13 protein-coding genes are annotated in these 17,240 nt (G+C 70.6%); 8 read left to right on the top strand and 5 right to left on the bottom strand.

From position 1 onward, the window contains the following. Positions 1-92 precede the first annotated feature (92 nt). From OG956_RS17800 to OG956_RS17785, 4 genes are all read left to right on the top strand, one after another. Positions 93-668, top strand: a complete 576-nt coding sequence (locus OG956_RS17800; protein ID WP_330338959.1) for an RNA 2'-phosphotransferase — start codon at positions 93-95, stop codon at positions 666-668. Between the two features lie 53 nt (positions 669-721). Further along, complete coding sequence (locus OG956_RS17795) at positions 722-1,192, top strand: hypothetical protein (protein WP_330338958.1); 471 nt, start codon at positions 722-724, stop codon at positions 1,190-1,192. 42 nt (positions 1,193-1,234) lie between these two features. Continuing rightward, complete coding sequence (locus OG956_RS17790) at positions 1,235-2,137, top strand: LLM class flavin-dependent oxidoreductase (RefSeq protein ID WP_330338957.1); 903 nt, start codon at positions 1,235-1,237, stop codon at positions 2,135-2,137. 126 nt (positions 2,138-2,263) lie between these two features. After that, complete coding sequence (locus OG956_RS17785; RefSeq protein ID WP_330338956.1) at positions 2,264-3,151, top strand: HAD hydrolase family protein; 888 nt, start codon at positions 2,264-2,266, stop codon at positions 3,149-3,151. A 131-nt stretch (positions 3,152-3,282) separates the two neighbouring features. On the opposite strand, the gene cydD is transcribed toward OG956_RS17785, so the two are convergent. Genes cydD through OG956_RS17770 form a run of 3 tightly spaced genes read right to left on the bottom strand, consistent with a single transcriptional unit; the run spans position 3,283 to position 9,507 of the window. Next, a complete protein-coding gene (cydD, locus tag OG956_RS17780; RefSeq protein ID WP_330338955.1) occupies positions 3,283-6,903 on the bottom strand; it encodes a thiol reductant ABC exporter subunit CydD in 3,621 nt (1,206 codons plus the stop codon). A 60-nt stretch (positions 6,904-6,963) separates the two neighbouring features. After that, positions 6,964-7,983 (bottom strand): cytochrome d ubiquinol oxidase subunit II, encoded by a 1,020-nt coding sequence (gene cydB / locus OG956_RS17775; RefSeq protein ID WP_330338954.1) that lies wholly within the window; start codon positions 7,981-7,983, stop codon positions 6,964-6,966. A 15-nt stretch (positions 7,984-7,998) separates the two neighbouring features. Continuing rightward, the gene (locus OG956_RS17770) at positions 7,999-9,507 is read right to left on the bottom strand and encodes a cytochrome ubiquinol oxidase subunit I (protein ID WP_330338953.1); all 1,509 of its coding nucleotides are present in this window, start codon (positions 9,505-9,507) and stop codon (positions 7,999-8,001) included. 207 nt (positions 9,508-9,714) lie between these two features. On the opposite strand from OG956_RS17770, the gene OG956_RS17765 reads away from it, so the two are divergent. After that, positions 9,715-10,119, top strand: coding sequence for a cyclophilin-like fold protein (locus tag OG956_RS17765; RefSeq protein ID WP_330338952.1), 405 nt, complete (start codon positions 9,715-9,717; stop codon positions 10,117-10,119). Positions 10,120-10,132: 13 nt separating this feature from the next. Here OG956_RS17765 and hisC read toward each other — a convergent pair whose 3' ends face one another. Then, positions 10,133-11,212, bottom strand: coding sequence for a histidinol-phosphate transaminase (gene hisC, locus OG956_RS17760; RefSeq protein ID WP_330338951.1), 1,080 nt, complete (start codon positions 11,210-11,212; stop codon positions 10,133-10,135). A 430-nt stretch (positions 11,213-11,642) separates the two neighbouring features. On the opposite strand from hisC, the gene OG956_RS17755 reads away from it, so the two are divergent. The 3 genes from OG956_RS17755 to OG956_RS17745 all read left to right on the top strand — a co-directional run bounded on the left by OG956_RS17755 (position 11,643) and on the right by OG956_RS17745 (position 15,157). Continuing rightward, a complete protein-coding gene (locus OG956_RS17755; protein WP_330338950.1) occupies positions 11,643-12,755 on the top strand; it encodes a LacI family DNA-binding transcriptional regulator in 1,113 nt (370 codons plus the stop codon). A gap of 280 nt (positions 12,756-13,035) precedes the next feature. Continuing rightward, a complete protein-coding gene (locus OG956_RS17750) occupies positions 13,036-14,118 on the top strand; it encodes a metallophosphoesterase (protein ID WP_330338949.1) in 1,083 nt (360 codons plus the stop codon). A gap of 181 nt (positions 14,119-14,299) precedes the next feature. Continuing rightward, positions 14,300-15,157: a hypothetical protein gene (locus OG956_RS17745; RefSeq protein ID WP_330338948.1), complete on the top strand. Its 858-nt coding sequence runs from the start codon at positions 14,300-14,302 to the stop codon at positions 15,155-15,157. A gap of 200 nt (positions 15,158-15,357) precedes the next feature. On the opposite strand, the gene thiC is transcribed toward OG956_RS17745, so the two are convergent. After that, positions 15,358-17,142 (bottom strand): phosphomethylpyrimidine synthase ThiC, encoded by a 1,785-nt coding sequence (thiC, locus tag OG956_RS17740; protein ID WP_330338947.1) that lies wholly within the window; start codon positions 17,140-17,142, stop codon positions 15,358-15,360. Positions 17,143-17,240: the final 98 nt, after the last annotated feature.

Genomic DNA, 17,240 nt, shown 5'->3' with positions numbered 1-17,240 from the left:
CAACGTGCCTGTGCATAACCACAGTTGGTTGTGGATCAAACCTCCGAGCGAAAAAACCTGCGTGATCCGCGTCTCTCCCGCACGCTGGACGCATGAACGAAGGGCAAGACGCAGGACACATCGACGACAGACGCCTGGTGAAGGTGTCGAAGTATCTCTCCAGACACCTGCGCCACCAGCCGGAACGCATCGGGCTCAGCCTCGGTCCGGGCGGCTGGGTGGAGATCGACACGCTGATCGCCGCGGCCGCCGCGCACGGCTTCCGCTTCACGCGCGAGGAACTCGACGACGTGGTGGCCCGCAACGACAAACAGCGCTTCGCGATCGAGGGGAGCCGCATCCGCGCCAGCCAGGGCCACAGCGTCGAGGTCGACCTCGGCCTGCCCGCGGCGGTCCCGCCGCCGTATCTGTACCACGGGACCGTCGCCCGCAACCTCGACGCGATCCGGGCGGAGGGGCTGCGGCCCATGAACCGGCACGACGTCCACCTCTCCGCCGACCGCGAGACCGCCACCCGGGTCGGCGCGCGCCGCGGGCGGCCCGTGGTGCTCACCGTCGACGCCGGCGCCATGCACCACGACGGCCACGTGTTCCACGTCAGCGCCAACGGCGTCTGGCTGACCAAGGCCGTACCACCGCGCTACCTGCGCTTTCCCGGCCCACGCTGAACCAGCGACCCCGCTGCCCCACCCCCGCCGGCACGGGACGCCACCCTCCCGTCATGATCGACGGCATGGAGCATGCGCCCGGACATCTGCCGACCACCGAGGCCGCGGTCACCGCGCTGCGGGCCCTCGCCGCCCACTACGCGCGCGAGATGGAGGTCACCCACGACATCGGCGCCGACCAGACCTCTCGTCGCAGTGCCGCGGGCATCGGCGTGACCACGGACCCCGACGGCTCCCTGCCGCACGAGGCGTACGTCGAATTCGGCGGCGTACCCCGGGTCAGCGTGCGGCTCTACCCGGACGACGACGCGCTGATCACCGTCGAGGGCGTCGAGTGCCCCGACATCCCGCGCGACGACGTGCCCGCCTTCCTCCGCTCCGTCTTCGACGGCCTCGCCCACGTCAGGGCGCGCCGCTTCCCGCCCGGCTACCGGCTCGTCGTGCCACTGCCCGGCGACCGCGCACACACGGAGCACGTCCCGATGGCCCTGCTCACTCCGTGGCTGAGCCGCAGCGTACGGTGACGGTCGGCCGGGTTGTCGGTGGCTCCGCTTACCCTCGGACGCATGAGTCTGCGTCTGAGCACCGTGATCCTGCCCTACCGCCGCTGGAGCGAGGGCGGCCGTTCGGCCTGGGTGCGGGCCGAACAGCTCGGCTTCCACACCGCGTACACCTACGACCACCTGTCCTGGCGCAGCTTCCGCGACGGCCCGTGGTTCGGTGCGATACCGACGCTGACCGCCGCCGCTGCCGCCACCGAGCGGCTGCGTCTCGGCACGCTGGTGACCTCGCCGAACTTCCGGCACCCGGTGACCCTCGCCAAGGAGCTGATCTCCCTCGACGACATCTCCGGCGGCCGGATCACGCTCGGCATCGGCGCCGGCGGCACCGGCTTCGACGCGACGGCGCTGGGCCAGGAGCCGTGGAGCCCGCGGGAGCGCGCCGACCGGTTCGCCGAGTTCGTGCCGCTGCTGGACCGCCTGCTCAGCGAGGACGCGGTGACGCAGGAGGGCCGGTTCTACTCGGCGCACGAGGCGCGGAACATCCCGGGCTGTGTGCAGCGTCCCCGCCTGCCGTTCGCGGTGGCGGCCACCGGCCCGCGCGGCCTGAGGCTCGCCGCCCGGCACGGCCAGGCCTGGGTGACCACGGGCGACCCGAAGCTGTACGAGAACGGCACCCCGGAGCAGTCCGTGGAGGCACTGCGCGGGCAGATCGCCAAGCTGTCCGAGACCTGCGCGGAGGCGGGGCGGGATGTGGCGGACCTGGAGAAGGTCCTGCTCACGGGCTTCACTCCGGACCGCTCCCGGCCGCTTCAGTCGCTGGACGCCTTCGTGGACTTCGCCGGCCGTCACCGTGAGCTGGGCTTCACCGAGATCGTGATCCACTGGCCCATCCCGGACTCCGACTTCGCCGCCGACGAGAAGGTGTTCGAGCAGATCGCCCTGGAGGCCGTCGCCCAGCTGGACTGACCGTCCCGCGACGGGTCCGGTCCGCCCGGTGACGCCGGCCACGCGCTCAGCGTGCCGCTGCCGAGGAGCGCGTGGGGCGTCATCTGTGTCTCATCTGTGCGGAGTTCCGCACGTGCGTGCTGGCATATGCGTGAGAATGGCCCGGTGACCTCAGCGACCAGACAGCCCGGGACCCCGTCCGCCGCCGTACGGCCGCGGCTGATCGCCACCGACCTCGACGGCACACTGCTGCGCGACGACAAGTCGGTCTCCCCGCGCACGGTCGCCGCGCTGGCCGCCGCCGAGGAGGCGGGCATCGAGGTCTTCTTCGTCACCGGCCGCCCGGCCCGCTGGATGGGAGTCGTCAGCGACCACGTCCACGGCCACGGCCTGGCGATCTGCGGCAACGGCGCCGCCGTGGTCGACCTGCACGGCGGCCCCGGCGCCCACCGCTTCGTCAAGGTGCGCGAACTGGCCCGCGACAACGCCCTGGACGCCGTACAGCGGCTGCGCGAGGCGGCGCCCGGCACGGTGTTCGCGGTGGAGCAGACGTACGGCTTCCACCAGGAACCGGACTATCCCAAGCTGCACATGGAGATACCGGACAACCTCCTGCCCGCCGAGCGGCTCCTCGCCCCCGACGGTCCCGACGCCGACCAGCCCGTCCTCAAGATCCTCGCCTACCACCCCGACCTCGACCCGGACGCCTTCCTCACCCTGGCCCGGACCGCGATCGGCGACCGGGCCAACGTCACCCGCTCCAGCCCCAGCGCCCTGCTGGAACTGAGCGGACCCGACGTCTCCAAGGCCAGCACCCTCGCCCTGTGCTGTGCCGAGCGCGGCATCTCGCACGAGGAGGTCGTGGCCTTCGGCGACATGCCCAACGACCTCGAGATGCTGACCTGGGCCGGCCAGTCGTACGCGATGGGCAACGCCCACCCGGACGTCCTCGCCGCCGCGTCGGGCCGTACGGTCGCCAACAACGAGGACGGCGTCGCGGTCGTGATCGAGCAACTGCTGACGGACCGGTTCTGAGCCACCGTCCCGCACGGCCACCGCTCTGTGGGTGGCCGCGTGGGCGGCTGCGCTGAGCGGTCGGGAGCCGGTGGCCGCGTCCCCCGGACCGGCACCCGCCCAGCATCCGCTCGGTGCCTGCCCTGTGCCCGTCAGCGTGCGGCCACCAGCGACTCCGCCTCCGCCTCGCGGCGCGCCAGCGCCCGCAGCGGTCCGTCCACCGCGAGCAGCTCCGCATACGTGCCCCGCTGCACCACCCGGCCCGCGCCGAGCACGATCACCTCGTCCACCGCCTCCAGGCCCGCCAGCCGGTGGGTGATCAGCAGCGTCGTACGGCCCTCCGTGGCAGCCAGCAGGTCGGCGGTCAGCGCGTCGGCCGTCGGCAGGTCGAGATGCTCGGCCGGCTCGTCCAGGACCAGGACGGGGAAGTCGGCCAGCAGGGCGCGCGCCAGCGCCAGCCGCTGCCGCTGGCCGCCCGACAGCCGTGCACCATGCTCGCCGACCAGCGTGTCCAGGCCCTCGGGCAGCCCGTCCACCCAGTCCAGCAGCCGTGCCCGGCCCAGCGCCCGGCGCAGCTCGGCCTCCGTGGCGTCCTTCCTGGCGAGCAGCAGGTTCTCCCGCACCGAGCTGTCGAAGAGGTGCGCGTCCTGCGCGCACAGTCCGACGAGCCGCCGTACGTCGTCCCCGTCCAGCGCGTACGCGTCCACACCGGCGAACGTGTACGAGCCCTGCTGCGGGTCGAGGAAGCGCAGCAGCACCTGGGCAAGAGTCGTCTTGCCTGAGCCGGACGCCCCCACGACCGCGACCCGCCGCCCTTCCCGCAGGGTGAGGTCGAACCCGGCCAGCGCTTCCCGCTGCCGGCCCTCGTAGCGTGCGGCCAGCCCCTTGACCACCACGGGGAACGGCGAGGCGGGCGCCTGCCGGGGCCGCTCGGGCTCCCGCACGGGCTCGGGGGCGTCGAGCACTTCGTAGACGCGCTCAGCGCTGCGCCGGGCCCGCTGCCGGTGCCGTACGGCGAGCGGCAGCCCCAGTACGGCCTCGAAGGCGGCCAGGGGAGTGAGGACGACGACGGCCATCGCCACGCCGCCCAGCCGGCCCGTGGCCACCGCCTGGGCGCCGAACAGCGCGGTGGCCGTGACGGTCAGGCCGGTGATCAGTGCGGTGAGCCCGTCGCCGAGCGCGGTCACCGCGGCGGCGCGCGAGGCGATCCGGGTGAGGGTGCCGTCGGCGCGCCGGGCCGCCTCCGCACGGGCGGGGAGCGCGCCGGCGACGGCCAGCTCGGCGGTGCCGGTGAGCAGGTCGGTGACCCGGGTGGCGAGAGCGCCGCGGGCAGGGGCCAGCCGTCGCTCGGTCCGCTGGGCCGCGGTCGCGGTGACGAGCGGGACACCGACGCCGGCCGCCACCAGGCCTGCCGCGAGGGCGGCGCCGGCCTCGGGCAGCAGCCAGGCCGTGAAGCCGACGGAGGCGGCGGAGACGGTGACGGCGACCGACGCGGGCAGCAGCCAGCGCAGCCAGTAGTCCTGGAGATCGTCGACGTCCGCGACCAGCCGGGTGAGCAGATCACCGCGCCGGGCGGTCCGCAGTCCGGCGGGCGCGAGCCGCTCCAGCCGCCGGTAGACAGCGACCCGGGTGTCGGCCAGCATCCGCAGCACGGCGTCGTGGGACACCAGCCGCTCGGCGTACCGGAACACGGCCCGCCCGATGCCGAAAGCCCGCGTCGCGGTGACCGCCACCATCAGATACAGCACCGGAGGCTGTTGCGAGGCCCGCGAGATGAGCCACCCCGAGGTCGCCATCAGCCCGATCGCACTGCCCAACGCGAGACTGCCGAGCAGCAAGGCCAGCAGCACCCGCCCCCGCCACGGTCCTGCGAGCCTCCGCACCCGCGCAAGCACCCGCCGCGACCGCACCGAGGAGCCGCCCGAGGAGCCGCCCGAGGAGCCGCTGCCCAGCCCAGCGGTCCGGCGGCCGGGCGTTCCGTCGTCCGGCCCACCGGGCCGGCCGTCCGGGGCTTCGCCGTCCAGCCCACCCAGTCGGTTCTCGGCAGGGCGGGGCCGGGCACCCATCCCACGGAGCCCGCCGGAGCGCTCGCCGTCGGCCCGGTCGGTCGTCAGCCCCGCACCCTCCCGCCGCACCGCCCGGTCCGCAGCCTCCAGCCGCACCACCCGGTCCGCAACCTCCAGCAGCGCCGGCCGGTGCACCACCAGCAGCACCGTTCGGCCCACCGCGAGCCGCCGGACCGCCGCCACGACCTCCGCCTCGGTCTCGCCGTCGAGCCCCGCCGTCGGCTCATCCAGCAGCAGCACGGGCCGGTCGGCGAGAAAGGCCCGCGCAAGAGCCAGCCGCTGCCGCTGACCCGCCGACAACCCGGCCCCGTCCTCCCCGAGCACCGTCTCGGCGCCCTCGGGCAACGCGTCCACGAACTCCAGCGCCCCCGCGTCGCGCAGCGCCTGCCGCACGGCGCTGTCGTCCGCGTCGGGCCGGGCCAGCCGTACGTTCTCCGCGACGGTTCCGGCGTACAGATGCGGCCGCTGCGGCACCCAGGCGATCCGCGACCGCCACTCCGTCATATCGAGGTCCGCGAGATCGGCTCCCCCGACCCGCACCCGGCCCTGTGCCGGCCGGACGAAGCCCAGCAGCACGTTCAGCAGCGTCGACTTGCCCGCCCCGCTCGTTCCCACCAAGGCCACCGTCTCACCGGGTTCTACGGCGAACGAGACGTCCGTCACGGCATCAACGGAACGGCCGGAGTAGCGCACGGTGACCCCGTCGAAGACCACCGCACCGGAAGGCACCGCACCGGTACCCGGCTCCGGGGCCGGTGTCTGCAGCACCGTGAAGATCTCCTCCGCCGCGGCAAGCCCCTCGGCCGCCGCGTGGTACTGGGCGCCGACCTGCCGCAGCGGAAGGTACGCCTCGGGCGCCAGCACCAGGATCACCAGACCGATGGACAGATCCATGTCGCCGTGCACCAGCCGCATACCGATGGTCACGGCGACCAGCGCGACCGAGAGGGTGGCGAGCAGCTCCAGCGCGAAGGAGGAGAGAAAGGCGATCCGCAGGGTCCGCATCGTGGCCTGGCGGTATTCACCGGTGATCCGGCGAATGGACTCCGCCTGGGCCTTGGCCCGGCCGAACACCTTCAGCGTGGGCAGTCCGGCGACGACGTCCAGGAAGTGCCCGGACAGCCGGGAGAGCAACCGCCACTGACGGTCCATCCGGGACTGGGTGGCCCAGCCGATCAGCATCATGAACAGCGGGATGAGAGGCAGAGTGCCGACGATGATCGCCGCCGACACCCAGTCCTCGGTGACGATCCGCGCCAGCACCGCCACCGGCACGACCACCGCAAGCCCCAACTGGGGCAGGTAACGCGCGAAGTAGTCGTCGAGAGCGTCGACTCCGCGCGTCGCGAGTGTGACCAGCGAACCGGTGCGCTGCCCGGCCAGCCACTCGGGACCGAGAGCTGCCGCACGGTCCAGGAGCCGCCCTCGCAGTTCGGACTTCACCGCCGCGCTCGCCCGGTGGGCGGCGAGTTCGGTGAGCCATGCGACGACCGACCGTCCCACGGCCACGGCCGCCAACAGCAGCAGCGGCGTGCGCAGTTCGGCGACGGACTGCCCGTGCTGGAACGCTCCGACGACGACCTCGGCGATGAGCATCGCCTGGGCGATCACCAGCCCCGCACCGACGACCCCCAGGCCGACGACCGCCACCAGGAAGAGGCGGGTGGCACGGGCGTACTTCAGCAGACGTGGATCGATCGGTTTCACGTGAAACGTGCCCTTCGGTCCAGAGGGTGTGTTTCACGTGAAACACACCCCTCGGCGGACTCAGTGCGCGGCGCCGGCCGCAGCATCGGGAGCGATGTGCTGCGTACCGATCCGCTTGCGGAAGACCCAGTAGGTCCAGCCCTGATAGAGCAGCACGAGAGGCGTGGCGATGGCCGCCAGCCAGGTCATGATCTTCAGGGTGTAGGGGCTCGACGAGGCGTTGGTGACCGTCAGGCTCCAGTCACCGTTGAGCGTGGACGGCATGACGTTCGGGAAGAGCGACAGGAAGAGCATCGCCACGGCGGCCACGATGGTGACGCCGGACAGCGTGAACGCCCATCCCTCACGCCCGAACTGGTTGGCCACCAGCGCGGCCACCAGCGCGGCGACCGCCACGACCAGGGCCACCAGGCTCTTGCCGTCGCCGTGGTCGGCCTGCGTCCACAGCAGGAAGCCGAGCGCCACGACAGCCGTGACGAGGCCGACCCGCAGGGCCAGCTGCCGTGCCCGCCCTCGGATGTCCCCCACGGTCTTGAGTGCAGTGAAGACCGCTCCGTGGAAGGTGAACAGCGTGAGCGTCACCACACCGCCGAGCAGCGCGTACGGGTTGAGCAGGTCCCAGACGCTGCCGACGTACTCGAAGTGCTGGTCGATCTTCACGCCCCGCACGATGTTTCCGAAGGCCACGCCCCACAGGAACGCCGGGATCAGCGAGGTCCAGAAGATAGCCGTCTCCCAGTTGCGCTGCCAGGTCTCCTCGGGTCGCTTCGCCCGGTACTCGAACGCGACGCCCCGGACGATCAGGCAGACCAGGATGATCAGCAGCGGCAGGTAGAAGCCGGAGAACAGGGTGGCGTACCACTCGGGGAACGCGGCGAAGGTCGCGCCGCCCGCGGTGAGCAGCCAGACCTCGTTGCCGTCCCAGACGGGTCCGATCGTGTTGATCAGCACCCGCCGCTCCACGCGGTTGCGTGCCAGCAGCTTGGTGAGGATGCCGACCCCGAAGTCGAACCCCTCCAGGAAGAAGTAGCCGGTCCACAGGACGGCGATGAGAACGAACCAGACGTCGTGAAGGTGCATGACTGTTCCCCCGGCCTAGTACGAGAAGGCCATCGGCTTGTCGGCGTCACGGGTCTCGCCGCCGATCTTCGTGGGTGGGTTGAGGTCGTCCTCGGTCAGCTCGGGCGGGCCGGCCTTGACGTACTTCACGAGCAGCTTGACCTCGACCACGGCGAGGATCGCGTACAGCGCCGTGAAAGTGATCACCGAGGTGAGGACCTCGCCCTGGGAGACACCGGGGGAGACCGCGTCGCGGGTGCGCAGGACGCCGTACACCACCCAGGGCTGGCGGCCCGTCTCGGTGAAGATCCAGCCCCAGGAGTTGGCGATCAGCGGGAAGGCCAGGGTCCAGGTCGCGATGCGCCAGTACCAGGGCGTGAGCTTCGAGCCGAGCGCCTTGTTCTTGAACAGCACCAGGTGCGGCACCTCGTCCTCACCGACCCGCAGATGCTGCGGGAGCATGAACCTCTTGCGGGTCAGCCACAGTCCCGCCAGACCGATGGCGAAGGAGGCCATGCCGAAGCCGATCATCCAGCGGAAGCCCCAGAAGGCGACCGGGATGTTGGGCCGGTAGTCCCCCGGGCCGAACTTCTGCTGCTCGGCCTTGTTGACGTCGTTGATGCCGGGGACGTACGAGGTGAAGTCGTCGTCGGCCAGGAAGGAGAGCAGGCCCGGTATCTCGACCGCGACGGTGTTGTGGCCCTTCTCCACATCGCCGTAGGCGAAGATTGAGAAGGGCGCCGGCTTCTGGCCGTCCCAGAGCGCCTCGGCAGCCGCCATCTTCATCGGCTGCTGCTTGAACATGACCTTGCCGAGGGTGTCGCCGCTGACCGCGGTGAGCAGGCCGGCGATGACCAGGGTGACCAGGCCCAGTCGCAGCGAGGTCTTCATCTCACGGATGTGCTTCTTGCGGGCCAGGTGGTAGGCGGCGATGCCCACCATGAAGGCGCCGCCGGTCAGGAAGGCCGCGGACAGGGTGTGGAAGGCCTGGCTGAGGGCGGTGTTCTGGGTGAGTACGGCCCAGAAGTCGGTCAGTTCCGCCCGGTTCTTCGCCTTGTCGATCTTGTAGCCGACCGGGTGCTGCATCCAGGAGTTGGCCGCGAGGATGAAGTAGGCCGAAAGGATCGTGCCGAGGGAGACCATCCAGATGCAGGCCAGGTGGATCTTCTTGGGCAGCTTGTCCCAGCCGAAGATCCACAGGCCGATGAAGGTCGACTCGAAGAAGAACGCGATCAGCGCCTCGAAGGCGAGCGGCGCACCGAAGATGTCACCGACGAACCGCGAGTAGGCGGACCAGTTCATGCCGAACTGGAACTCCTGCACGATGCCCGTGACCACGCCCATCGCGATGTTGATCAGGAAGAGCTTGCCCCAGAACTTCGTCGCCCTGAGGTACTTCTCCTTCTCCGTGCGCACCCAGGCCGTCTGGAGCCCGGCTGTGAGGGCGGCCAGGGAGATGGTCAGCGGAACGAACAGGAAGTGGTAGACGGTGGTGATGCCGAACTGCCAGCGCGCCAGTGTCTCCGGCGCCAGAGCCAGGTCCACGTCGTCACTCTCCTTACTACGCCGTGGTACAGCGGCGGTTTGCCCCGTTTGTCACGCACATACGAGGCAATCGGGACGCGCTTGTGAACGCGTTCACATTCACAAGCTATTATGACGCACTGATTTTCGGCAAGGGACGGGGGGTCCCCCTTCGCCTCCGCGTCAAGACCTTGGCAGCGACTTCAACATCTTGTTGAATTGCGCGCCATGCAGATCCGCATCTCCTGGCCCGCGGGCAACATCACCGCGACCCTCGACGCAGACAGCCCGACCGCTCAAGCCCTCGCCAAGGCACTGCCACTCACCTCCAGCGCCTGCACATGGGGCGAGGAGGTCTATTTCGACACAGGAGTCTCTGTTTCACGTGAAACGGACGCCCAGCAGGTCGTGGAGCCGGGCACCGTGGCCTTCTGGACGGACGGCGACGCGCTCGCCCTCCCCTATGGGCCGACGCCGATCTCGCGAGGCTGGGACTCTCCCCGAACGGAGTTTGAGGGAGAGTGCCGCCTCGCGAGCCCGTGCAACGTCCTCGGAAGCCTGGACGGGGACGCCCGCGCGCTGGCGACCGTACGAGACGGCGACCCCATCCGAGTGGAACTGATCGACGAGTAGGGCCCACCCCGGGCTACAGCTCCTTGCGGAAGGCCTCCGCCACCTTCAGGAAGATGTCGTTCGCCTCGGTCTCGCCGACCGTCACCCGCACACCCTCGCCCGGGAACGGCCGGACCACCACACCGTGCTGCTCACAGGCCTGAGCGAACGCGAGCGTGCTCTCCCCCAGCCGCAGCCACACGAAGTTCGCCTGCGTCTCGGGCACCGTCCAGCCCTGGGCGCGCAGCGCGTCGACCACGCGCGTGCGCTCGCACACCAGCGAACCGACGCGGCCGAGCAGCTCGTCCTCGGCCCGCAGCGAGGCGATCGCCGCTTCCTGGGCGAGCTGGCTGACACCGAACGGCACCGCCGTCTTGCGCAGTGCCGCCGCGACCGGCTCATGGGCGATCGCGAATCCGACGCGCAGCCCGGCGAGCCCGTAGGCCTTGGAGAACGTACGCAGGACGCAGACGTTGCGCCGGTTGCGGTAGAGCTCCACGCCGTCGGGCACCTCGGGGTCGCGGATGAACTCACGGTAGGCCTCGTCCAGCACCACCAGGACGTCGCCGGGCACCCGGTCGAGGAAACGCTCCAGCTCGGCCCGCCGCACCACCGTGCCGGTCGGGTTGTTGGGGTTGCAGACGAAGATCAGACGCGTCCGGTCGGTGATCGCGTCCCCCATGGCGTCCAGGTCGTGCACATCGCCGGACGTGAGCGGCACCTGCACCGACCGGGCGCCGCTGATCTGCGTGATGATCGGGTACGCCTCGAAGGACCGCCAGGCGTAGATCACCTCGTCGCCGGGACCGCTGGTGGCCTGGAGGAGCTGCTGGGCGACGCCCACCGAGCCGGTGCCGGTGGCCAGGTGGGAGACGGGGACGCCGAAGCGATCCGACAGCTCCTCCATCAGCCCGGTGCACGCCATGTCCGGGTAACGGTTGAAGTTGCAGGCCGCCGCGGTCACGGTCTCCATGACGCCGGGCAGCGGCGGATAGGGGTTCTCGTTGGAGGACAGCTTGTAGGCGACCGGTCCGCCGGCCGCGGCCGGCTTGCCCGGCTTGTAGGTGGGGATACCCTCCAGCTCGGCGCGCAGCTTGGGGCTCGTCTCGCTCACCGCAGTCCTCCTCGCGACCACCGGCGGACCGTCGACGCCGCCGGCTTCCAATACTCCTCACCTTATGAGGATTCGGCCCCGGTGCGTACAGGTCGCCGGCCTCCGATGCGCGACCCGGCCCGGTCCCGGCCCATCCCGGGGCATCGCCGTACGAAGGCGTACGTTTCAGGGGGCGCGCCGTACATATATCTACGCGCCGGTGGCTCGCGCCGTAGCGCGCATCCCTCGTGCAGGTGAGTTGAGACCTCTTCGAAACATCGGGCACTTGGCAGGTCCATACGCGCCACCACGACACGTCTTGCCGAAGGATCGTTCAACTGGCTTTGTTTCTAAGGTAGTTAGCGCCTCGCGACCTTGCAGAAACGTGCCTGTCAACGCGTGCATATGCGTCCGCACTACCCCACCGCATGAGCCCTACTATCGGCTCGCCATGACAGCAGCAGGGAAGCACCAGGTGAGCCGCGCGGAAACCTCACGTCGAGGCAGCCGGCCGGGCCGGGCGGGCATCAGAGACGTGGCCGCCGCCGCCGGAGTCTCCATCACGACCGTCTCCGACGCCCTCAACGGCAAGGGCCGGCTCCCGGATGCCACCCGGCGCCACGTCCGTGAGGTCGCCGACCGGCTGGGATACCGCCCCTCGGCGGCCGCCCGCACCCTCCGTACCGGCAAGTCGGGTCTGATCGGCCTGACCGTGACGACGTACGGGGATGAACCTTTCACCTTCACGGAGTTCGCGTACTTCGCCGAGATGGCACGCGCCGCCACCTCGGCCGCGCTCGCCCGCGGCTACGCCCTGGTGATCCTGCCCGCGACCTCCCGCCACGACGTGTGGTCCAACGTCGCGCTCGACGGCACCGTCGTCATCGACCCCTCCGACCACGACCCCGTGGTGACCGAGCTCGTCCGGCAGGGCCTGCCCGTCGTCTCCGACGGCCGCCCGGCCGGCACCCTGCCGGTCACCGCCTGGGTCGACAACGACCACGAGGCCGCCGTCCTCGGCATCCTCGACCACCTCGCCGACGCCGGCGCCCGCCGTATCGGCCTGCTCACCGGCACCACGACGGACACGTACACCCACCTGTCCACCACCGCCTACCTGCACTGGTGCGAGCGGGTCGGCCAGGACCCGGTCTACGAGGCCTACCCGGCCCACGACCCGTGCGCGGGCGCCGTCGCCGCCGACCGGCTGCTCGCCCGCCCCGACCGGCCCGACGCGGTCTACGGGCTGTTCGACCCCAACGGCACCGACCTGCTGGCCGCCGCCCGCCGCTACGGCCTGCGCGTCCCCGAGGACCTGCTGCTCGTCTGCTGCAGCGAGTCCATGGTGTACGCCAGCACCGAGCCGCCCATCACGACGCTCTCCCTCAAGCCGCGCCGGATCGGCACCGCGGTGGTCCAGCTCCTCATCGACGCCATCGAGGGCGTGGAGTCGGACCAGCCGGTCGAGCAGGTGATACCGACGGAACTGATCGTGCGCACCTCCTCGCAGCGCCGTCCGCCGCGCACGACGGTCAGTCCGCCGCGGACGCCGGACGACAGATAGCGCGGAAAGCGGGGCGCTCGCCCCGGGCCCACGCCGGCCGAGCAAGGGGGCTCGGCGGGCCGGCGGCGCACGGGCCGGGTGTCCGGCCGGCTCCGAGCCGGCCGAACATCTGCCCAAACGGGGCGAAAGCCGCGGTGAACTGGAGTCTTGTTCCGATTCACCACCCCTGGGTCATCACACGGCGCGACGCGCATTCCTATGATGGGCCCACGACACCGCGGACCGCTGCGACCAGGCAGTCCGAAGGGGTGCAGATGCGGCGCGATGGTGGAGGGGTCTGATGACTCAGGGGGCCGGTCAGGGACCCGAAGTGGAGCGGACGACGACGCTGCGCGACTTCCGGGTACCTGCGTACGTCCACGAGACCGGTCCGTACGTCCACACCGCCCACCCGGGCGACACCGCACCGCCCACCGACGAGGCGTACCCCGACGGCTACACGCCCACCCAGCGCGACCTGCCCGTCATCAACCGGGCGGAGCCCCGCCCGGTCACCACCGCCGAGACGGCCCCTGCCGCCCCGGCCCCGCAGCCCGCGACCGGCCCCGGCCCCCTGTACGTCGTCGGAGACGTCCACGGCTACCTCGACGAACTGGTGGCCGCACTGCAGGAGCAGGGGCTGATCGACGCCTCCGGCCAGTGGTGCGCCGGCACCACCCGGCTGTGGTTCCTCGGCGACTTCACCGACCGCGGCCCCGACGGGATCGGCGTCATCGACCTCGTGATGCGGCTGTCCGCCGAGGCCGCGGCGGCCGGCGGCTACTGCAAGGCCCTCATGGGCAACCACGAGCTGCTGCTGCTCGGCGCGAAGCGGTTCGGCGACACGCCCGTCAACTCCGGTGCGGGCACCGCCACCTTCCAGGCGGCCTGGCTGCTCAACGGCGGCCAGAAGACCGACATGGACCGCCTGCAGGACCACCACCTGCAGTGGATGGCCCGCCTCGACGCCCTCGAGGAGGTCGACGGCTATCTGCTGGTGCACTCGGACACCACCGCCTACCTCGACTACGGCGACTCCATCGAGGCCGTCAACGACACCGTCCGCGAGACCCTCACCCGCAACGACGCGGACGAGTGCTGGGATCTGTTCCGCAAGTTCACCAAGCGGTTCTCCTTCCGCGACGAAGGCGGCGCCGACGCCGTGCGCTCCCTCCTCGATACGTACGGCGGCACCCGCATCGTTCACGGCCACAGCCCCATTCCCTACCTGCTCGGCGAGGTCGGCTCCGAGGACGGCGAGGAGGGCAGCGGCCCGGTCGTGGAGGAACCGCACGTCTACGCCGACGGGCTCGCCATCGCGATGGACGGCGGCGTGACCATGGCCGGAAAGCTTCTGGTGCGGCAACTTCCGCTGGCCACCTGACCGTTCGGCCGAGCGGCCGCCCCGGCCGCGCGTCCACGGGCCGGTGGGGCAATTTCCGGCAACCCCCTGTCTCCGTGTGCCGTCACGGCTCTACCATCGGCTTATCCGTAGCAGGCTCCCCTCCGTTTCTGCCCGACGGCTCGCCGGCGTGCGAGCCCCAAGCCCTACGGAGCATCGGGGGATGCACATGAACAGCGTTCCGCAGCACCTGCAGAACGAGGACCGCCAGGAATTCGAGCGGCTCCTCGATGAGGCGCTGCGCTCCGCCCCGCAGCGGCCGGAACTGGCCGCTGTCGGACAGCGGCTCAATGCCGAGCAACTGCGCACCATGGCGCTCAACGCCACCGCCCTGATAACGGCCGCCGCGGCGGCCGAATACGAGCACTATGTGAAGATCCGCCAGGAACTTCGCCAGCCCGCGATGGCCCCCGCGGCCGCCGGTGATTCCCCTGCCACCGACGGAAGTCCGGCCACGGCCGGGGTCGTCACCCCCCTCGGCGAGACGGCCGAGAGCACCGGCGCGGGCGCCGTCGCGGTCATCGCCGTACTGACTCCCGTCCTCTCCGGTACCGCTGCAGCGATCTTCCTTCTCGTCGGCTACATCCTGAAGACACTGAGCCCGGGCCAGGCCTTCGCCGGGACCATGCTCACCGCCGGCTGGGTGTTCGGCGCGGTGACCGCGGCCGCGATCCTCGTGGCCGCGGTCGGACTGCTCCTGACCGCCCTGCGCAACGGCAGCTCGGACCAGGCCCGGGCGCTCGAGGCGGCGCACCGCGAGCTGGACAGCGCCAGAGAGGCCTGGCGTCGGGCCCTGCTGGAGCGCGGCATCGTGCCGTTCCTGACGGAGGCGCTCGCCGAGCCCGGACCGGTCACGCACCACACGGCCCCGCCCGCACCCCGCGGGCGCATGCCCCGCCTGGGATACGACCGCCCCGGCTTCAGCAGTCCCGACGACGGCACCGCGTCCGGCCGGCCCAGCTTCACCAGCCCCGACTACACGAGCCCGGACTTCGGCGGGCCGGAGCACCAGCCCGAGTGAACCCGCAGCAACACCCGGACGGCCCCGGCACGCCCCCTGAACGCCCTGGAACCTGAACGGCATGGACCCGGTCGGGCGGCGAGCCGAGCGGCCAACCGGTGTGGCGCCACCACCCCGGTCAGCCGCCGTCCCCGCAGATCCTCGAGCGCACCGCCCGCCTCAACGGACGTCCAGGCCCGGCGCGTTCGCTTTCGTCCCGCTCAGTCGGCGATCGGCAGATACACCCTGTTGCCGCTCGCCGCGAACTCCTTCGACTTCTGCGCCATGCCCTCCTCGATCTCGGTCCGGCTGGTGCCGTGCTCGCGGCGGATGTCCTGCGAGATCTTCATGCTGCAGAACTTCGGGCCGCACATGGAGCAGAAGTGGGCCGTCTTGGCGGGCTCGGCCGGCAGGGTCTCGTCGTGGAACTCACGGGCCGTGTCCGGGTCCAGGGCGAGATTGAACTGGTCCTCCCACCGGAACTCGAAGCGGGCGTCGGACAGTGCGTCGTCCCACTCCTGGGCGCCCGGGTGCCCCTTGGCGAGATCAGCCGCGTGTGCGGCGATCTTGTACGTGATGACGCCGGTCTTGACGTCGTCACGGTTGGGCAGGCCCAAGTGCTCCTTGGGCGTGACGTAGCAGAGCATCGCCGTGCCCCACCAGGCGATCATCGCGGCGCCGATGCCGGAGGTGATGTGGTCGTACGCCGGCGCGATGTCCGTGGTCAGCGGGCCGAGCGTATAGAACGGAGCTTCATCGCAGATCTCCTGCTGAAGGTCGATGTTCTCCTTGATCTTGTGCATCGGGACGTGTCCCGGGCCCTCGATCATGGTCTGTACGTTGAAACGCCTGGCGATCCGGTTGAGTTCCCCAAGAGTTCGCAATTCCGCGAACTGAGCCTCGTCGTTGGCGTCCGCGATCGAACCCGGCCTGAGGCCGTCACCCAGCGAGTACGTGACGTCGTAGGCGGCGAGGATCTCGCAGAGTTCCTCGAAGTTCTCGTACAGGAACGATTCCTTGTGGTGCGCCAGGCACCAGGCGGCCATGATCGAGCCACCACGCGAGACGATGCCCGTCTTGCGGTTGGCGGTCAGCGGCACGAACGGCAGCCGGACGCCCGCGTGGACCGTCATGTAGTCCACACCCTGCTCGGCCTGCTCGATGACCGTGTCCTTGTAGATCTCCCAGGTCAGCTCCTCGGCCTTGCCGTCGACCTTCTCCAGGGCCTGGTAGAGGGGCACCGTGCCGATGGGGACGGGGGAGTTGCGCAGCACCCACTCGCGGGTGGTGTGGATGTTGCGGCCGGTGGACAGGTCCATGACCGTGTCGGCGCCCCACCGGGTCGCCCAGGTCATCTTCTCCACCTCCTCCTCGATGGAGGAGGTCACCGCGGAGTTGCCGATGTTGGCGTTGACCTTCACCAGGAACCGCTTGCCGATGATCATCGGCTCGATCTCGGGGTGGTTGACGTTGGCGGGCAGTACGGCCCGGCCTGCCGCGATCTCCTCGCGGACCACCTCGGGAGAGACGTTTTCCCGGATGGCCACGAACTCCATCTCCGGTGTGATCTCACCCCGGCGGGCGTACGCGAGCTGCGTCACCGCCTCACCGCCCCGGCCCCGGCGCGGCTGGCGCGGCCGTCCGGGGAAGACGGCGTCCAGGTTGCGGAGCCCACCGCGCGGCGCGGTGTGCTTGATCCCGTCGTCCTCGGGACGGACGGGACGGCCCGCGTACTCCTCGGTGTCGCCGCGGGCGATGATCCAGTTCTCGCGCAGCGGCGGCAGGCCCCTGCGCACATCGGTGTCGACGAGTGGATCGGTGTACGGGCCCGACGTGTCGTACAGCGTGACCGACTGCCCGTTGGTGAGGTGCACCTGACGGACCGGCACGCGCAGGTCGGGGCGCGAACCCTCGACATACGCCTTGTGCCAGCCGATGGACTTCCGGGCCTCCTGGGACGTCTCGTCCTGAACGGAGGCAGGCGTGCGTGCGTCCTTGTTGGTCATGAGACCTACTCCCTACGCCGGCATTACCCGGTAACAGGTTCGGCGGTCGACGCAGCGGTTTCCGTCTGCCGGTGTTTCCTGAGGAACATGGCATGTTC

Source organism: Streptomyces sp. NBC_00557, assembly GCF_036345995.1.
In the GTDB taxonomy this organism is placed as follows: Bacteria; Actinomycetota; Actinomycetes; order Streptomycetales; family Streptomycetaceae; genus Streptomyces.
This window is presented reverse-complemented; position numbering and strand designations above follow the sequence as displayed.

Bases quoted from the DNA above. Each gene is read 5' to 3' on its own strand.
- OG956_RS17800 (WP_330338959.1), top strand. From the start codon at position 93: ATGAACGAAGGGCAAGACGCAGGACACATCGACGACAGACGCCTGGTG.
- OG956_RS17795 (WP_330338958.1), top strand. From the start codon at position 722: ATGATCGACGGCATGGAGCATGCGCCCGGACATCTGCCGACCACCGAG.
- OG956_RS17790 (WP_330338957.1), top strand. From the start codon at position 1,235: ATGAGTCTGCGTCTGAGCACCGTGATCCTGCCCTACCGCCGCTGGAGC.
- OG956_RS17785 (WP_330338956.1), top strand. From the start codon at position 2,264: ATGCGTGAGAATGGCCCGGTGACCTCAGCGACCAGACAGCCCGGGACC.
- cydB (WP_330338954.1), bottom strand. From the start codon at position 7,983: ATGCACCTTCACGACGTCTGGTTCGTTCTCATCGCCGTCCTGTGGACC.
- OG956_RS17765 (WP_330338952.1), top strand. From the start codon at position 9,715: ATGCAGATCCGCATCTCCTGGCCCGCGGGCAACATCACCGCGACCCTC.
- OG956_RS17755 (WP_330338950.1), top strand. From the start codon at position 11,643: ATGACAGCAGCAGGGAAGCACCAGGTGAGCCGCGCGGAAACCTCACGT.
- OG956_RS17750 (WP_330338949.1), top strand. From the start codon at position 13,036: ATGACTCAGGGGGCCGGTCAGGGACCCGAAGTGGAGCGGACGACGACG.
- OG956_RS17745 (WP_330338948.1), top strand. From the start codon at position 14,300: ATGCACATGAACAGCGTTCCGCAGCACCTGCAGAACGAGGACCGCCAG.
- thiC (WP_330338947.1), bottom strand. From the start codon at position 17,142: ATGACCAACAAGGACGCACGCACGCCTGCCTCCGTTCAGGACGAGACG.